The 16,332-nt window shown below is 40.1% G+C and carries 17 protein-coding genes; all 17 read right to left on the bottom strand.

The window, feature by feature from the left end; translation table 11 throughout:
* Window positions 1-8 precede the first annotated feature (8 nt).
* Entirely contained in the window at window positions 9-626 is a 618-nt protein-coding gene (locus MKX53_RS02980) for a TetR/AcrR family transcriptional regulator (protein WP_340908942.1), read from the bottom strand.
* Between the two features lie 9 nt (window positions 627-635).
* The gene (locus MKX53_RS02975) at window positions 636-1,775 is read right to left on the bottom strand and encodes an acyl-CoA dehydrogenase (protein WP_093535785.1); all 1,140 of its coding nucleotides are present in this window, start codon (window positions 1,773-1,775) and stop codon (window positions 636-638) included.
* A 231-nt stretch (window positions 1,776-2,006) separates the two neighbouring features.
* Window positions 2,007-3,143 (bottom strand): acyl-CoA dehydrogenase, encoded by a 1,137-nt coding sequence (locus tag MKX53_RS02970; protein WP_093535787.1) that lies wholly within the window; start codon window positions 3,141-3,143, stop codon window positions 2,007-2,009.
* 14 nt (window positions 3,144-3,157) lie between these two features.
* Window positions 3,158-4,009: a 3-hydroxybutyryl-CoA dehydrogenase gene (locus MKX53_RS02965; protein WP_340768227.1), complete on the bottom strand. Its 852-nt coding sequence runs from the start codon at window positions 4,007-4,009 to the stop codon at window positions 3,158-3,160.
* Complete coding sequence (locus MKX53_RS02960; protein WP_340908939.1) at window positions 4,006-5,214, bottom strand: acetyl-CoA C-acetyltransferase; 1,209 nt, start codon at window positions 5,212-5,214, stop codon at window positions 4,006-4,008. The genes MKX53_RS02965 and MKX53_RS02960 overlap by 4 nt, the downstream gene beginning before the upstream one ends.
* A 379-nt stretch (window positions 5,215-5,593) precedes the next feature.
* Window positions 5,594-7,750, bottom strand: a complete 2,157-nt coding sequence (locus MKX53_RS02955; RefSeq protein ID WP_340908936.1) for a (Fe-S)-binding protein — start codon at window positions 7,748-7,750, stop codon at window positions 5,594-5,596.
* 357 nt (window positions 7,751-8,107) lie between these two features.
* A complete protein-coding gene (locus MKX53_RS02950; protein WP_340908933.1) occupies window positions 8,108-8,770 on the bottom strand; it encodes a hypothetical protein in 663 nt (220 codons plus the stop codon).
* Window positions 8,763-9,245: an ECF transporter S component gene (locus tag MKX53_RS02945; protein WP_340908931.1), complete on the bottom strand. Its 483-nt coding sequence runs from the start codon at window positions 9,243-9,245 to the stop codon at window positions 8,763-8,765. The genes MKX53_RS02950 and MKX53_RS02945 overlap by 8 nt, the downstream gene beginning before the upstream one ends.
* A gap of 6 nt (window positions 9,246-9,251) precedes the next feature.
* The gene (locus tag MKX53_RS02940; RefSeq protein WP_340908929.1) at window positions 9,252-9,842 is read right to left on the bottom strand and encodes a cob(I)yrinic acid a,c-diamide adenosyltransferase; all 591 of its coding nucleotides are present in this window, start codon (window positions 9,840-9,842) and stop codon (window positions 9,252-9,254) included.
* The gene (locus MKX53_RS02935) at window positions 9,826-10,227 is read right to left on the bottom strand and encodes a bifunctional adenosylcobinamide kinase/adenosylcobinamide-phosphate guanylyltransferase (protein WP_340908927.1); all 402 of its coding nucleotides are present in this window, start codon (window positions 10,225-10,227) and stop codon (window positions 9,826-9,828) included. Before MKX53_RS02935 ends, MKX53_RS02940 begins: the two co-directional genes overlap by 17 nt.
* On the bottom strand, window positions 10,179-10,778 hold the full coding sequence (locus MKX53_RS02930) for a histidine phosphatase family protein (RefSeq protein ID WP_340908924.1): 600 nt from the start codon (window positions 10,776-10,778) through the stop codon (window positions 10,179-10,181). The genes MKX53_RS02935 and MKX53_RS02930 overlap by 49 nt, the downstream gene beginning before the upstream one ends.
* On the bottom strand, window positions 10,748-11,497 hold the full coding sequence (cobS, locus tag MKX53_RS02925; RefSeq protein ID WP_340908922.1) for an adenosylcobinamide-GDP ribazoletransferase: 750 nt from the start codon (window positions 11,495-11,497) through the stop codon (window positions 10,748-10,750). Before cobS ends, MKX53_RS02930 begins: the two co-directional genes overlap by 31 nt.
* The gene (locus MKX53_RS02920; protein WP_340908920.1) at window positions 11,494-12,324 is read right to left on the bottom strand and encodes a cobyric acid synthase; all 831 of its coding nucleotides are present in this window, start codon (window positions 12,322-12,324) and stop codon (window positions 11,494-11,496) included. The genes cobS and MKX53_RS02920 overlap by 4 nt, the downstream gene beginning before the upstream one ends.
* A gap of 9 nt (window positions 12,325-12,333) precedes the next feature.
* Window positions 12,334-12,864 (bottom strand): bifunctional adenosylcobinamide kinase/adenosylcobinamide-phosphate guanylyltransferase, encoded by a 531-nt coding sequence (locus MKX53_RS02915; protein ID WP_340908917.1) that lies wholly within the window; start codon window positions 12,862-12,864, stop codon window positions 12,334-12,336.
* On the bottom strand, window positions 12,837-13,913 hold the full coding sequence (locus MKX53_RS02910) for a pyridoxal phosphate-dependent aminotransferase (protein ID WP_340908915.1): 1,077 nt from the start codon (window positions 13,911-13,913) through the stop codon (window positions 12,837-12,839). Before MKX53_RS02910 ends, MKX53_RS02915 begins: the two co-directional genes overlap by 28 nt.
* Entirely contained in the window at window positions 13,900-14,859 is a 960-nt protein-coding gene (gene cbiB / locus MKX53_RS02905; protein WP_340908912.1) for an adenosylcobinamide-phosphate synthase CbiB, read from the bottom strand. The genes MKX53_RS02910 and cbiB overlap by 14 nt, the downstream gene beginning before the upstream one ends.
* Window positions 14,859-16,331: an adenosylcobinamide amidohydrolase gene (locus MKX53_RS02900; protein ID WP_340908910.1), complete on the bottom strand. Its 1,473-nt coding sequence runs from the start codon at window positions 16,329-16,331 to the stop codon at window positions 14,859-14,861. Before MKX53_RS02900 ends, cbiB begins: the two co-directional genes overlap by 1 nt.
* Window position 16,332: the final 1 nt, after the last annotated feature.

Below are 16,332 nucleotides of genomic sequence, written 5' to 3'. Positions count from 1 at the left end.
GTGCTTTTTTATTTCATCCCATGTAGTAATAATTCCATTTGTAGTTCTGTAAATTGTTCGATTGTAAATTCCTTGCGCAATGCCCATCTGCGAAATGCCCACATTTGCCCTTGAACGACTAAAGTATGTGCATACAGTTGTGCTTGTGCGTCGGTTAATTCAAGTTCCCCTGCCTGAATACAGCCCGTTATTATCTTGTGAAAAATTTCGACCATTTCTAATTCCTTGGTTAGTACATACTCCAAGGCCCCTTTTGGGAGTGATTTGGATTCTTGATACATAACTACGAATTCATCTGACATATCGTCAATCACACCATAGTAGTGACGGATCGCAGTTTTTAAATCGCCGACGGTACCATTCTCTGCGGTAATTTGCGAAAGGCGATTATGCACTTCGTTGTAGATGCTGTCACAAACCAGATACAATACGTCCTCCTTCGTACGAATATATTCATACAAAGTCCCAATACTGAAGCCAGCTTCTTTCGCTATTTCTCTCGTAGTTGCACGGTGAAATCCTTTTTCTTTGAATAAAGTAACAGCTGCACGAATCATTTGCTCTCTTCTTTTTTCAATAAGATTCTCATCTTTCACCGATGTCTTTACTTCATGTTTCTTTTCCATAGACATCGATTACTTTGTTAACATACGAGAAATAACTAATCGTTGAATTTCCTGCGTACCTTCATAAATTTGTGTAATTTTCGCATCACGCATATAACGTTCTACTGGATAATCTTTTGTATAACCATATCCACCAAATACTTGAACAGCTTCTGTTGTTACTTTCATCGCTGTATCACCAGCCATTAGTTTCGCCATAGCCGATTCTTTACCGTATGAAAGTCCATTTGACTCTAACCATGCAGCTTGATATGTAAGCAAACGAGATGCTTCGATAGAAGTTGCCATATCTGCAAGTTTGAAGGATACCCCTTGGTTTGCAACGATTGGCTTACCAAATTGCACACGTTCTTTTGCATAAGTTACTGATGCATCTAATGCCCCTTGTGCAATACCAACAGCTTGAGCGGCAATTCCGTTACGTCCTCCATCTAATGTTTTCATAGCGATAATAAATCCTTGTCCCTCTTCCCCAAGAAGATTTTCTTTTGGAATACGACAATTATCAAAAATAATTTCTGTCGTTGGAGAAGAACGGATCCCTAATTTTCTCTCTTTTTTACCAACAGAGAATCCTGGGAAGTCTGCTTCAACGATAAATGCACTTGTACCTTTATGCTTCGACTCTGGATCTGTTACTGCAAAGACAACATATATGTCTGCAATTCCTCCGTTTGTAATAAAGATTTTTGAGCCGTTTAGGACATAATCGTCGCCATCTAATTTTGCCGTAGTTTTCATACCACCCGCATCTGAACCTGAACCAGCTTCTGTTAAACCATATCCACCAATTTTTGTACCTTCTGCCATTGGGCGTAGATATTTTTGTTTTTGCTCTTCACTGCCATATTTGAAAATTGGCCAACCCGCAAGTGAAGTATGGGCCGATAAAGTTACACCTGTTGACGCACAAACACGTGATAGCTCTTCAACTGCGATACAGTATGCAAGATAATCTGAACCAATTCCACCGTATTCTTCCGGCCATGGAATTCCTGTTAAGCCAAGCTCAGCCATTTTATCGAAAATGCCACGATCAAAGCGTTCCTCTTCATCACGTTCAGCAGCAGTTGGTGCCACTTCTTTTTCTGCAAAGTCTCTTACCATTTTACGAATCATTTCATGTTCTTCTGATAGTTGGAAATTCATTGTTAATCCCGCCTTTTTAAGTTTAGTTTGTTGGAGCAGCGAGAGAGGGTCTCTCGTATAGCTTGTGGCCTCTCTCGTATAACCGAAATTCTTACTCGTATAGAACCAAATCTCTCTCGTTCAGCTGACAGTCTCTCGTTTAGCTTGGGAATTCTCTCGTATAGCTCCCAGTCTCTCGCGTATGACTGAAGTTCGCTTTCGTATAGAGCGGAATTGCTCTTAAATAACAGTTTAATTCGTTAGATGCTTAGCAATTACGATACGTTGAATTTCACTTGTACCTTCGTATATTTCCGTGATTTTCGCATCACGGAAGTAGCGTTCTACTGGGTAATCCTCTGTATAACCATATCCGCCGAATACTTGCACCGCTTCAATTGCCACGTCTACTGCAGTTTTTGAGGCAAATAGTTTAGCCATCGATGCTTCTTTACCACAAGGAAGTCCTTGTTCACGAAGACTTGCTGCACGATAGACTAGTAATCTAGCAGCTTCTACAGCAGTTCCCATGTCAGCTAGTTTAAATCCGACTCCTTGGTTTACTGCAATTGGTTTACCGAATTGTACACGTTCTTTTGAGTACTCAACAGCGGCTTCGAAAGCGGCTTCTGCAATCCCAAGTGCCTGCGTTGCAATACCGATACGCCCAGTGTTTAGATTCGCCATTGCGATTTTAAAGCCTTCTCCTTCTTCACCGAGTCTGTTTTCTACAGGTATTTTCATATCTTCGAATGTTAGTTGAACAGTTCTAGAACCATGGAGACCCATTTTATGTTCATCTTTCCCTACGATAAATCCTGGCGTATCCTTTTCGACAATAAACGCCGTAATACCTCTTGAACCTTGAGAAGGATCCGTTGATGCAAAAACAATATTCACGTCTGCTTCTCCACCATTTGTAATAAAAACTTTTGAGCCATTCAATACATAGTGATCATCTTTTTTGACAGCTTTTGTTTTCAAAGCTCCAGCATCCGATCCTGCAGATGGCTCCGTTAAGCAAAAGGCACCTAAATATTCACCTGTTGCAAGCTTTGGAATATATTTGTTTTTTTGTTGCTCGTTACCGAAATATAATATCGGATTCGTGCCAACTGAAGTATGAACGGATAGAATTACCCCTACTACAGCACTCACTTTTGATAACTCATTAATGGCAATTACATAGCTTGTAAAATCCATCTCTGAGCCACCATATTGTTCTGGAACAGTGATGCCCATTAAGCCGAGTTCTCCCATTTTCTTCAAAATTTCACGTGGGAACTCCCCTTGCTCCATCTTATCTATAAAAGGTTCGATTTCTGTTTTAGCAAAATCTCTCACCATATTGCGCATCATCAGTTGTTCTTCTGTGAATTTCAATTCCATTCTAGTTGCCCCTTTTATTCGTAGATGTAGAATCCTCTGCCTGTTTTCTTTCCTAGCCATCCGGCTTTCACGTATTTACGTAATAACGGACATGGACGGTACTTACTGTCTCCAAATCCTTCATGTAAGATTTCCATAATATAAAGACAAGTGTCCAAGCCGATAAAGTCCGCCAGTTGAAGGGGTCCCATTGGGTGATTCATCCCCATTTTCATCACATCATCAATAGCTTCTTTCGTTGCAACACCCTCGTAAAGTGTGTAGATGGCTTCGTTAATCATTGGCATTAAAATACGGTTAGATACGAATCCAGGAAAGTCATTTACTTCTACTGGCACTTTGCTTAGTTTCTTCGTCATTTCTTCAATCGCTGTGTAAACTTCATCAGATGTAGCGAGTCCACGGATGATTTCTACTAGCTTCATCACTGGAACAGGATTCATGAAATGCATACCAATAACTTGCTCTGGACGATTTGTCGCAGCTGCTATTTCTGTAATTGGTAACGAGGAAGTATTTGTTGCTAGAATTGTATGCGCCGGTGTAATGTCATCTAGTTGTTTGAAAATAGATTGCTTAATCTCCATGTTTTCGACTGCAGCTTCGATTACTAAATCGACATCGTTAGCATCTTCAATAGACAGGGACATTGTAATTTTATTGAGTACTGATTGTTTTTCATCTTCCGTCATCCGACCTTTTTCTACATTACGAGAAAGGTTTTTTGTAATTGTCTGGATACCACGATCGTAAAATTGTTGTTCACGATCATTTAGTTTTACGTCAAATCCTGCTTGTGCACATACTTGAGCAATTCCAGATCCCATCTGACCTGCCCCGATTACTAATACTTTTTGGATATTCATGCTTCACTGCCTCCTGTTTTTGGAACTTCGATCATGATGGCATCCCCTTGACCGCCACCGGAACAAATTGCAGCGATTCCGATACCACCGCCACGACGCTTCAATTCATACGCAAGTGTAAGTATAATTCGCGCACCTGATGCGCCTATTGGGTGACCAAGTGCAACTGCTCCACCATTTACATTTACTTTTTCTTCGTCTAATCCTGCTAGCTGACTGCTTACTAATGCAACAGCTGCAAATGCTTCATTTATTTCGAATAGATCTATCTCCGCTAGTGTTTTACCCGTTTTCTCAAGGATTTTATTAATTACTAATCCAGGTGTTTGTGGGAATTTCTCCGGTTCATTCGCTACTTCTGCATGGCCGATAACGTAAGCAAGTGCTTCTTTTCCAAGTGACATTGCTTTTTCCTCACTTGTTAATACGAGTGCACAAGCCCCATCATTAATACCAGGTGCGTTTCCTGCTGTGATTGTGCCTTCTTTACCGAAAGCTGGCTTAAGTGTAGCTAATGATTCTAATGATGTGTTGCGGCGTGGCGATTCGTCCTCTTTCACGATGACAGGCTCACCTTTTCGTTGTGGAATCTCAAGGGAGACAATTTCTTCTCCTAATACCCCATTATCTATAGCCTTCAATGCCAGGTCATGACTTCTAAACGACCAAGCATCTTGTTTTTCACGAGACAGCTCAAACGTTTCTGCAGTCGAGTTACCGTAAGTTCCCATATGAACATTTTTAGGATGGAACGAACAAGATAAACCGTCGTAAACCATACCATCAACCATCGTCGCATCTCCCATACGTAAGCCGAATCTGCCCTTTGGTAAATAATATGGTGCATTAGACATCGATTCCATGCCACCTGCGACAATTACTTCCTCGTCACCAAGACGGATCAATTGATCAGCAAGTGTGACACTCCGCATTCCAGAGGCACATACTTTATTGATCGTTTCCGTCTTGACGGACCAAGGAATCCCAGCTTTAGTTGCTGCTTGGCGAGAAGGAATTTGCCCTTGCCCTGCTTGTAAAACAGTCCCCATAATTACTTCGTCTACTTGCTCAGGGTCAATACCAGAGCGATTTAGAGCTTCTTTAATAGCTACTCCACCAAGATCAGAAGCAGTTAAAGTACTCAATGCTCCTCCAAATTTACCAAAAGCTGTACGTGCTCCATCCAAAATAACTGTTTTCGTCATATAGACACCCCTTATTGTTGTATACGCTTTCAACTTTTCAAAAATAAAAAACGACTGAACGCTCGCTCGATTCATTTGTAAGAAAAAAGGGAGTAACAAATTACTCCCTTACTATAAAGTGAAAAATTCATCAGTGTTGTTTTTCTCCCACTGACTATTAGGTGAACCATTCTGGCTTTTACTACCATTTAAAACGTGATTAAGATTAGTTTACGAAACTATAAGACTATTTGCAATATAAATATAGTATTGTTCAGGCTCCAGTACCTAGCCTAGCCCCAAGAGCCGTTTCAGAATGACAGTTAAAGCATAGGACAAATTTATCGTCATTCCTCAAACCCTTTTTAGGGGTGGTACTGGGGTGTCTGCACATTTCTCATTATTGAACGATTTGTTCTAACTCTTCCTCTTCCACCGGAGGAATAAATTCCCCAAATATCGATTTCTCTAGAAGTTCAGCAATATCGTAAGTCCCTACTGTTTCTTCCACTTCTTTAGCTTTCGTTCCATCTGATAACATTGTTAAGCAATATGGACATCCTGAAGAAATAATAGTTGGATTTACTTCTAGTGCTTGTTCTGTACGAGCTACGTTTACACGATTTCCAACATGCTCTTCCATCCACATTAGTCCGCCACCGGCTCCACAACACATACCATTTTCTCTATTACGATCCATCTCAACTAACTTCACACCTGGAATAGCTTTTAATACTTCACGTGGTGCATCGTATACATCATTATAGCGTCCTAAGTAACAAGAATCATGGAATGTAATTGTTTCTTCCACTGCGTATTGCGGTTTTAAGCGACCATCTTGCACTAAGTCATATAGCATTTCTGTATGATGTAGAACTTCTCCGTTCCATCCAAAATCACCATATTCATTTTTAAAGATATTATATGCATGAGGATCGATTGTTACAATCTTCGTTACCCCTGCTTTTTCAAATTCCGAGATATTTGAACCAGCTAACTCTTGGAATAAAAACTCATTTCCTAAGCGACGTGGTGTATCCCCAGAGTTCTTTTCTTTATTGCCAAGTATCGCAAATTTAACTCCCGCTTCGTTCATCAAATGTGCAAATGACAGAGCAATTTTTTGTGATCGGCTATCGAAGGATCCCATCGAACCAACCCAGAATAAGTATTCAAATTCTTCTCCAGCTTTCGATACTTCTTTCACTGTAGGAATATGAATTTCCGGACGAGCATCTCTCCAGTTTTCTTTTTCTTTACGGTTAAGGCCCCAAGGATTTCCTTGACGCTCAATGTTAGTCATTGCGCGTTGTGCATCAGGGTTTACTTTCCCTTCCGTCATTACTAAGTAACGGCGAAGGTCAATAATTTTATCCACATGTTCGTTCATAACTGGACATTGATCTTCACAGTTACGGCAAGTTGTACAAGCCCAAATTTCTTCTTCTGTAATAACATCTCCAATTAGAGATGGGCTATAAATGTCTTCGATCATTGCGCCTTCTGCTCCAGCAGCCATCGCAAGTTGATTTCCCTTTGTTCCTTGGAATGCTAGTGCTGGTACCCAAGGTTTTTTCTTCGTTTCCACTGCTCCCGTAAATGTTAAATGATCACGAAGCTTTACGATCAAGTCCATTGGTGACAGCATTTTTCCTGTTCCAGTTGCCGGACACATATTCGTACAACGACCACATTCTACACATGCGTAGAAGTCGATCATCTGTGCTTGCGTAAAATCTTGAATGCGACCTACCCCGAACGAAGGCATTTCTTCTTCTGCCTCTGGGTCTTCGTTTTCTTCTTCTTCAAAATTAATCGGACGTAATCTACCAACTTTGTCCAAACGGTGGAAGTAAACGTTTGCAGGTCCAGTGATTAAGTGGAAATGCTTAGATTGTGGAACATACACTAAGAATGTTAATAGAATGATTAAATGCACCCACCACATTGCAAAGAAAATTACTGCTCCTGCTGTCGGTGGTAAGAAACCGAAAATAGTAGCGATGGCTGATGCAACTGGTTCTGACCAAGTAGCACTATGATCGTGCCAAATCATCCCCATACCATTCCCGATTAAAACAGAAAGCATTAATCCACTTAGGAAAATAAGTACTAAACCATTTTTCCACCCTCGTTTTAAGCGAACTAATTTCTCTACGTAACGGCGATAAAATGCCCATACAACGGCAACTAAGATTAATAATGTGACAATTTCTTGGAAGAAAGTAAACGCTGGATATAATGGACCAAGCGGAATATGAGACCCTGGCGCTAACCCTTTCCAAATAAAATCGATTGCTCCTGCTTGGACTAATAAGAAACCATAGAAGAACATTACATGCATAATTCCGCTCTTCTTATCTTTTAATAATTTTTTTTGTCCAAAAACATACACCCATATTTTGCGAAGTCTTTCCTTCACATTATCTTCAAATTCGACTTTTTTCCCTAGTTTGATATACGTATATCTTGTTTTCAACAAATATGCGAACAATCCAACAGCATACACAACTACTGCGATAAACAGTATCCAGTTTGCAATTAAAAATGGATTCATCTTATTTCTCCCCCTCTGAGTTGTAAAATGATACTTTGAATAGAATAATACATTAGATTCGTAAACTAATATATAAGTAATTCAATATTAAAACTGAATGAGCATTCAGTCAATAGTTATTTATTCCGATAGATGTGAATTTTTTAATTTTTTTCGCAAATGGTTTTTTAGTGAAGGAGATTTTATGCAAAACATAGACTGACTATCTATTATTTACAGGAGAATTTAGTGGATAATTGGAGGTTGAGAGTGAGTAAAATAGTTGTGAACGTCAGTATTCAACATGCGTGTAACCTATGATTTGCTAACTATTTTGCCGAAGTAGCAGTACCTACCCAAAAGAAAAAGACCATCTCCTCAAGAGATCGTCTCAAAATAGTGGCCAAAATGAAGTTTTGCTTCGTTTTCTTTCATCCTATCAATGCCAAGTAAAACTGTGGTAGCTGGTCCTGCCGATTTCTCTAAATCCCACTCTGCTAAATGTGCATTTATGCCTATTCGTTCGCACTCGCTTTTAATTCCGGTTGATCCAACTGGCCATACTTGATGTACTAATCCTAGACTTACTGCTTCCCTAATCTTTTTCAAGTTTGCAATTTTTTCACTATTCCTAATGACTTCTTCCCCGACACTTGGCTTGCCGTATACATACCAGCGAACATCTTTATTCTCTTCTGTAACGATTTCACCTAGCATGGTCACAGCGATTGCTGACTGCAGTGTTTCCATATTGGTTTCACTGCTGCCGGTAATTTCTGGACAATTTATACCGATTTCGTTAAATAGCTTTTCTATACCAGTGATATATTTATTCCAGCTTTGGCTACCTGAAAAGTTATGAACTACTATGGACAGTGGATTTGCGCCAGCTGCCCATTGTTCTAGTAATGCCACTCTTGCTGCGAAATAAGAAACTATTTCGTCTGGCGTTGAAACTACGTCATTCTTTTTTTCTCCGATGCCCGCGGAGTTATCTGTCGTTAATACGAATCCATTGGGCAATGGGCTCGCATTACGCATGAGTTTTCACACGTTTCATCACTCGCTCCATTACTGGCGAGACAATCATAGCGATTGCTGCATTTAAAATAGTCGCAAGTGTGATACCTGGGAGGGCTGCCGCAAAGAATGCCGGTGAAATGATCCAGTAAAATGGTAGCGTTGCGAGCACACTATTAGCAAAGATAAAGAAAATCCATTTCCAAACGTGATGCCCTGATTGGTGCAGCTTTGTGAATACGAATAAAATGACAAACATTTCCACAGCTATAATGATATGCAATGGCCCTAATGGAAACCCTGCATATAAAGAGGATGATAAGTGACCTATTAGCGATGCAGCACCTGCATAAACTGGTGGCAGAAAGGAAGCTGAAATCAGCGCTGGTACCGTATCTAATGCAGCACTTCCGATGCCGACAGGAACTTTAATAAATGCCCCGATTGCGCATAGTGCTGCAAACATAGCCGCAAGTGTTAATACTCGAAGTTTCATATAACCTTACTTCCCTTCTATCTTCTCGCTTCCTACATTTTTAAAAACTTTTGCACTGCGAACATATTCAACATCCGCAACGTTTTCTCTCACATTCGCTACGCGTGCAGCTGCAAATAAATAATCCGATAAACGGTTTAAATAGCGCTGTACCACAGTTGGCACATCCTCTTGTGACTTCGTTAACGTAACAGTCAAACGTTCTGCACGTCTAGTAATGGTACGAGCAATATGAAGCGTTGCCGCAGCTGGAGTTCCTCCAGGTAGGATGAATCTCTCCAAAACTGGCCCTTCTTCAACTAGTACATCAATTCTTTTTTCCATTGCATCAATTGCTTCGTCTGTCATTTTATATACGCGACGATTGGAAACATTTGCAAGGTCTCCACCACAGTCAAATAGCTCATGTTGGATTGTTTCTAGATCCTCTAGAATATCCGCAAATTTCGATGAATCTAGCTCTGTTACTGCTTTTCCGATAAATGAATTCACTTCATCAATTGTTCCGTAAGCTTCTACGCGGATATCGTCTTTGTCCGTTCTTCCCCCGATTAAACCTGTTTGTCCTTTGTCACCTGTTTTAGTGTAAATTTTCAATTTGCCCATCTCCCTTTATTGTTTGTGATATACCGTACCATATTCGCGTTACACGCGATGCCTTTGTAAACAGCTGTTGATAAAATCGACCGACATCATCCCGCAGCTTGCGTATACTGGCGTCCATCGGTACAATTCCTCGCCCTATTTCCGTTGCAATAACGACCACTTCTGCTTGTGTATGCCACTTTTCCATTCTCTGTAGTAACTCATTACTTTCGGTCTGTAACAAATGCTCGACACCAGAAACAACAATCACTTCTACATTTGGCAATAAAACATATGCATCTACTTCAACATTTAACCACTGGACATTGCGTCCTTGCACCATTTGCTCTACATACGCTCGTTTTCCATTAAATGCTCCACCGAAAATGACGTGCATCGTGTCCCCTCCAATACAGCTTTTTTATCGGCCCAATACATTGTAAACATACTGCCATGAGGTACTTCCCAATCCCAAAAGTTCTTTTCTACACTTGCAAACTTGGTCAATAAAAACCGAATGGGTCCACCATGCGTAATGATTACTGGTTCCTCTAACTTTTCAAATGCTGCTAAGAAAGCTTGTAACACGCGATTTTCCATTTTTTGCATTGACTCCCCGTTTGGAGGTGCTAACTGCAACGGATTATCCAACCATTTTCTGTAGGAAGCTTCCTCTTTTAAATCATTATATGTTTTGTTCTCCCAGTCACCAAATGAGCATTCACGAAAATTTGCATTGTCAGTATAAGGAACTCCGCTAAATAGTTGAGTGGCTGTTTGTTTGCAGCGAATTAAATCGCTACCGATTATTTCATTGGTTTCACACGCAATATTCTTTGTCTTCAATCCAGCTAGAATAGGTTCATCGGTCCACCCAATATACTTTTTGTCTCGATTTGCTTGCGTAGGCAAATGCCTTATGAGAGTAACAACAATAGCGTTATCCATAGTATCACCTCCGAAATCTCCACACTTGCACCAAGTAAATCACCAGTCACTCCACCAAAATTTTTCATTGTCCAATTACGGAATAAACAAATAAAAGCAAATAACACAACCGAAAACGTGACGGCGACCATCCAATTTGTCATCCATCCTAACACAGCTAGACCAATAGCAAAATTACATATGGCTGCGATTAGGACGATATTTGCATTTATTTTTCCCTTGAAGTAATAAGCAAGACCACTTGCCTTAGCAGTATTCGTCAATGAAAATAGCAGTGTAAGCATAGCTCGTGAGAAAAAAGGAATTAGCCATACAAAAATCCAATGAAAGGAATCTGTCGATAACACTTCGGATACTATAATTACCTTACCGAAGACTAAAAAAACTACTGCCATTACACCAAAAGCTCCAACTCGAGGATCTTCCAATATTTCGAATCGCTTCAATCGATCTTTATAGGAAAAAAACGCATCCGAAGTATCTATAAAACCATCCATATGGAGACCACCAGAAAGGACAACTCCGAGAAGGACAATACAAAATCCACTCATTAGTGAACTCCAATCGAAATAGAGCACTAAACAAGAAATGGCACCTATGCCTCCCCCGAGCCAAGGGAAGATACTATACATCCCTGTAATCGATCGTTTGTCCATCGGTAAATTTTTGTTCACTGGAATGATAGTGAAAAATTGAAGTGCTAACAAAATGCTCTTCATTTCTTCACCGCATTGTTAGATAAAATAGTTAAAATTTTTCCCCACTTTACATGCTTTTTAAAATGGGTGGCCCATTCATTTATTTGTTCATTTGATGCCATTTGTCCATTTTTTTCTTCTCCGTCTTCTTCCTCAAATTCATTTTCAAAATAAGGGATGACTCCTAACACATCTATTCCTGTATATGTTTCGATGAAATCGATTCCGTCCTGAAATAAAGAAATATCTCCCTGGAACTTATTTATAATAATCCCCTTTACACGCGCTCTTTGTGATTCTGGCAGTAGTTCAAGTGTCCCAACTAGGGATGCAAAAACCCCGCCAAACTCAATATTAGCCACTAATATAACTGGAATATCTGCCATGTCAGCTACTCGCATATTCACCAACTCACGTTCACGTAAATTTACTTCAACGGGACTCCCCGCACCTTCTAATATCAAATACTCATAAGAGGCAGACAGCAGGCTTAAACAATTTTTTATAAGCTCTTGTCCTTTTTCAAAAAATTGCTCCCGGTAGTGCATGCCACTCATTGTGCCCAACTTTTTTCCTAGAATAATTATGTCTGACTCCATATTCCCTATTGGTTTCAATAATATCGGATTCATCTCAGCTGAATAAGGGATTTTCGCTGCCCTTGCTTGCAAGGATTGCGAAACACTTATTTCCAAACCATCCTCTGTATGAATACTTAAGCCCGACATGTTTTGCGATTTAAAAGGGGCCACTTGCTTTCCTTCATTTGCAAGAAGTCTACAAATAGCTGTACATATCAAACTTTTCCCAACGCTTGAAGCAGTACCTTGTATCATTAAACCCTTCACCTATATCCCTCACTTCCACTGGTGACTTAAGCCATACTCCATCTCAAAAGCATGATCTGCCATCGCTACAAGCTTTTGATGAATTCTTCCAATCCAAGATTGATAAAGCGCTGTATCTTCATAATTTGATAAAGGTTCGTCGAGCACTTCATTTGAAACAATGATGACTATTTTAGCTTTTTCTAATAACTCATCAATTGCTTCGTATAATTTCTTTTCTATTTCCTCTATTTGACCACCGTAAAGTTCATTTGCCAACCATGTAGTGACACAATCCCATAAGATACCGTCTCCCTTTTGGATATGAGGAAGGACATGCTCAAAATGGCGTGGTTGCTCAATCGTTATCCATTCGAATAGGTAGTTTTCACGATCGTCTTGGTGCCTTTTTATGCGTTCGCTCATTTCATTATCTACCGCAACGCCAGAAGCGATGTACACATTTCGTTTTGCCAGCCTATCCATTAAATAATGTTCAGCAAAACTACTTTTGCCACTGCGCACACCTCCCGTTATGAAGATAAGTTTTCCTCGAACCATGCGCTCATCTCCTTTTGCAAGAACTTCATTTGAGGCTCCTCTTTCATCCCCACACGAAACCATTTGCCGTTAAGTCCTTTGAAGTTTTCTGTATGGCGAAGTACACAACCTTTATGTAACAAACTTTCAAAAAATTCCTTTGAAAGAGCAGGATCTGGCAATTGAAAACAAATAAAATTTGTTTGAGATGGTAGCACGATACAATTCCATCTCTCTAGAAACGCTGTCATTTGCTCTCGCATTTCTTTTGCAAATGCAATTGCTGTTATTCGGTAGTTTTCCTCTAGCAAACAGTCAGCTCCGACTGTCGTGGCAATCGCATTACTATTCCAATGTGACATTCTCGAACGGATATCGCTAACGATGGTTTTACTAGTCAGCGCGTACCCAAGACGAATTCCCGGAATAGCGTACATTTTCGTCATTGAGCGTACAACAATAACATTTGGAAAACCTTTTAAATAAGGGATAAATGATTCTTTTTCATCTATAAAATCGAGAAATGCTTCATCTAAAATAACTTCACACTTATACGTCTTCGCATAATTTGCTATTTGAATAATCTCTTCTAATGGAATTAAATACCCGGTCGGATTATTTGGTCTACAAATGTAAATTGCTTCCGCAAACTCTACTTCATCGAGCACTTCATCCAAAGGAAGTTTCCCAGTTGCAATTATTTCCTTGATGTACACATTGTAAGGAGTAAGAGTTGCTTCATATTCAGAAAAAGTTGGATGAACCAATACAACGCGTTTATTTTCATATCTTTTTGCAAGGCTTGCGAATATTTCTGCTGCTCCGTTTCCAACTATTACATTTTCTACTGGTACACCGTGAAATTTTGCAGCAGCTGATAAAAACGGTTCTCCCAGTGGATCTGGATATTTAGTAATTAGCTGTGCATACGTTGACCATTTTTCATGTACAAAAGTTGGCGGTCCTAGTGGGTTCACATTTTCACTATAATCGAAAACTGTTTCAGGCATGCTCATTCCTAGTTGTTCATAAAGGTGATGAGCATTTGCTCCGTGATTAGGTAATGCCAAATAATATCCCTCCGATCACCATCATCCATAGCCAAAATAGAATGACAGCCGAATTCAAATGAGAGAGGCTGCTTAATATATGGTTTGGCGATAATGGAACTTCACCAATCCCCATAAGTGCACGATTAGAAACAGTTCCCTTGTATGTATTAATGCCCCCCAGTTGAATACCTAACTGATAAGCAGTTGCAGCTTCTAGGTAGCCACTATTTGGACTTGGATGCTTTTTCGCATCCTGCCACCAGCCTTTCATCCGTTTACCAAAAGGCAACTTACTTTCTTTTTTGCCCCACAACATAATGATATAGCCCGTCAATCGACTCGGTATATAATTTGCAATATCATCTAACTTTGCAGCAGCATATCCGAATTCGGAGTACTTTTCATTTTTATAACCGACCATTGAATCGAGCGTATTGATCGCTTTATATAACCAAAGTCCTGGAGCACCGGCAAATACGAAGGCGTAAAAAAGCGGTGCGGTTATACCGTCACTAATATTTTCCGAAACTGTTTCCACGACGCCCCGTGTAATTTCTTGTTCGTTTAACTTCTCTGTATCTCGACCAACAATCCAGGAAAGTTTTTGTCTTGCTGACGGTAAATCTTTTGCTACTAATGGTTTATACACGTCCATTGCGGCTACTTTTAAACTCTTCTGGGCAAGCCCTGATGCGATTAGAATACTTTCCACTGCAATTCCGACCCATATATGAACGGAATAGGCACCTATTAGAATAGCTAAAGTGGCGAAGAAGGTAATGCCAACGACTATAATAACGAGTAAAACTCCTTTTGCTTTGCGAGCTCTTCCTTTATTCAACCAGCCTGTCAGTTTCGTGATGAGCTTTCCGATAATCTTTACGGGATGTGGCCAACTTGGTGGATCTCCAATTATTCGGTCTAGTATTAAACCAATTGCTATAGCTATAATATGCGGACCCATTATGATTCCCAACCTTTTGCTTTTTTGTAAACTTGAATAGCTTCCACAGTGCATTCATACACACCAAGTCCAATTTTCTTGCCTATTTCAGTAATTGGTCCTGCATATGGAATATGCGTCCCTTTTTGTGTTGCTGCTATTAACACACTATCCGTTGATGTTCCAGTGGCAATCGTTCCCGTTCGCGGATCCTTCACTTGCTCAAATGCCAGAGCTTTTGTTTTCGCTTCGGTGGCTGTAATAACAGATTGTATAAAAGCTTCGTCCGAAAGTTCCCCATTTACTATTACCCATGTATTAATCGTTCCTATTGCTGGAAGCATCTCTACTTCATATGCTCTAGAAACGTCCACGGCATTCCCTACTCCCGCAGTCACCATAATGATAATGTTACCAAAAGGTGTTTTATACTCTTTGATGACGGCATCCGTTGTCCTTACCGCAGTCATCATTCCTACTGTATCAGCTTCAGAAAATCCGTTGTTCGCCAAGTAGACGAGCATTTCTTCTTGCACATTATCACAAGCATAACTAGCATCTACTCTTCTATTGACGAAGTTTTTATACCAGCCACTCCCTGCATTAATGACCGCAGAAGACCATGTCTTCAATTGTATTTCTGCTTGAAAAAGGACATAATCTTCCGTTACTTTGAAGTTTTCAGCGGTGATAATCCGCTCCTTATAACGTTCCATTACGTCTGGCAAAATGGTCACTTGAGGTTTTGGACGCTCCGGATGTGAAGTAGTACTTACTCGTGCTTCATAAACTGCTTCCACTAGTCTTTTCTTTACTACTTCCTGTGGTTCCCCAATTACTTTTATCTGCCCCTGATCCATCAGTAAGAGGCGATCACAGTATAAAGAGGCAAGATTTATATCATGAAAAATACTAATAACCGTAATTTCATTTTCTATCGTTTGTGTTTTTATAGTATCGAGTAACTGTTTTTGATGGGCAATATCTAGATGATTGGTAGGTTCATCCAGCAGGAGTATAGGTGCTTGCTGTGCAAGAGCCTGAGCTACAAATACTCGTTGTTGTTCCCCTCCTGACAGCAGTTCCAACAGCTGATGCTCATATCTTTGGATGGCCGTTAGCTTCATCGCAGCTTGAACCGCCGCTTCATCCTCGTTAGACCAACTAGAAAACCAACCACTTTGGTGGGGGTAACGTCCGAGTGATACGGTATCTCGAACCGTATGAGAAAAAGCCTGACTATGTAATTGTGGAAGTACTGCCATTTTTTTTGCGAGCTCTTTAGAAGCAAAGGATTGAAGTGTTTTATCTTCAATAAGGACTTCTCCTGATTTCATTGGTAAAATGCCACTTATCAATTTTAGTAAGGTAGATTTACCACTTCCGTTCGGTCCTAATATGCCTAGCATTTCTCCCTTTTTCACTTGAAAGGAGACGTTTTGGACAACTAGCTTTTGGTCGTAACCACCTGAAACATTTTTTATCTCTAGCATG

Origin of the sequence: Psychrobacillus sp. FSL K6-4615 (assembly GCF_038008225.1) — a bacterium.
Taxonomy (GTDB): domain Bacteria; phylum Bacillota; class Bacilli; order Bacillales_A; family Planococcaceae; genus Psychrobacillus; species Psychrobacillus psychrotolerans.
This window is presented reverse-complemented; position numbering and strand designations above follow the sequence as displayed.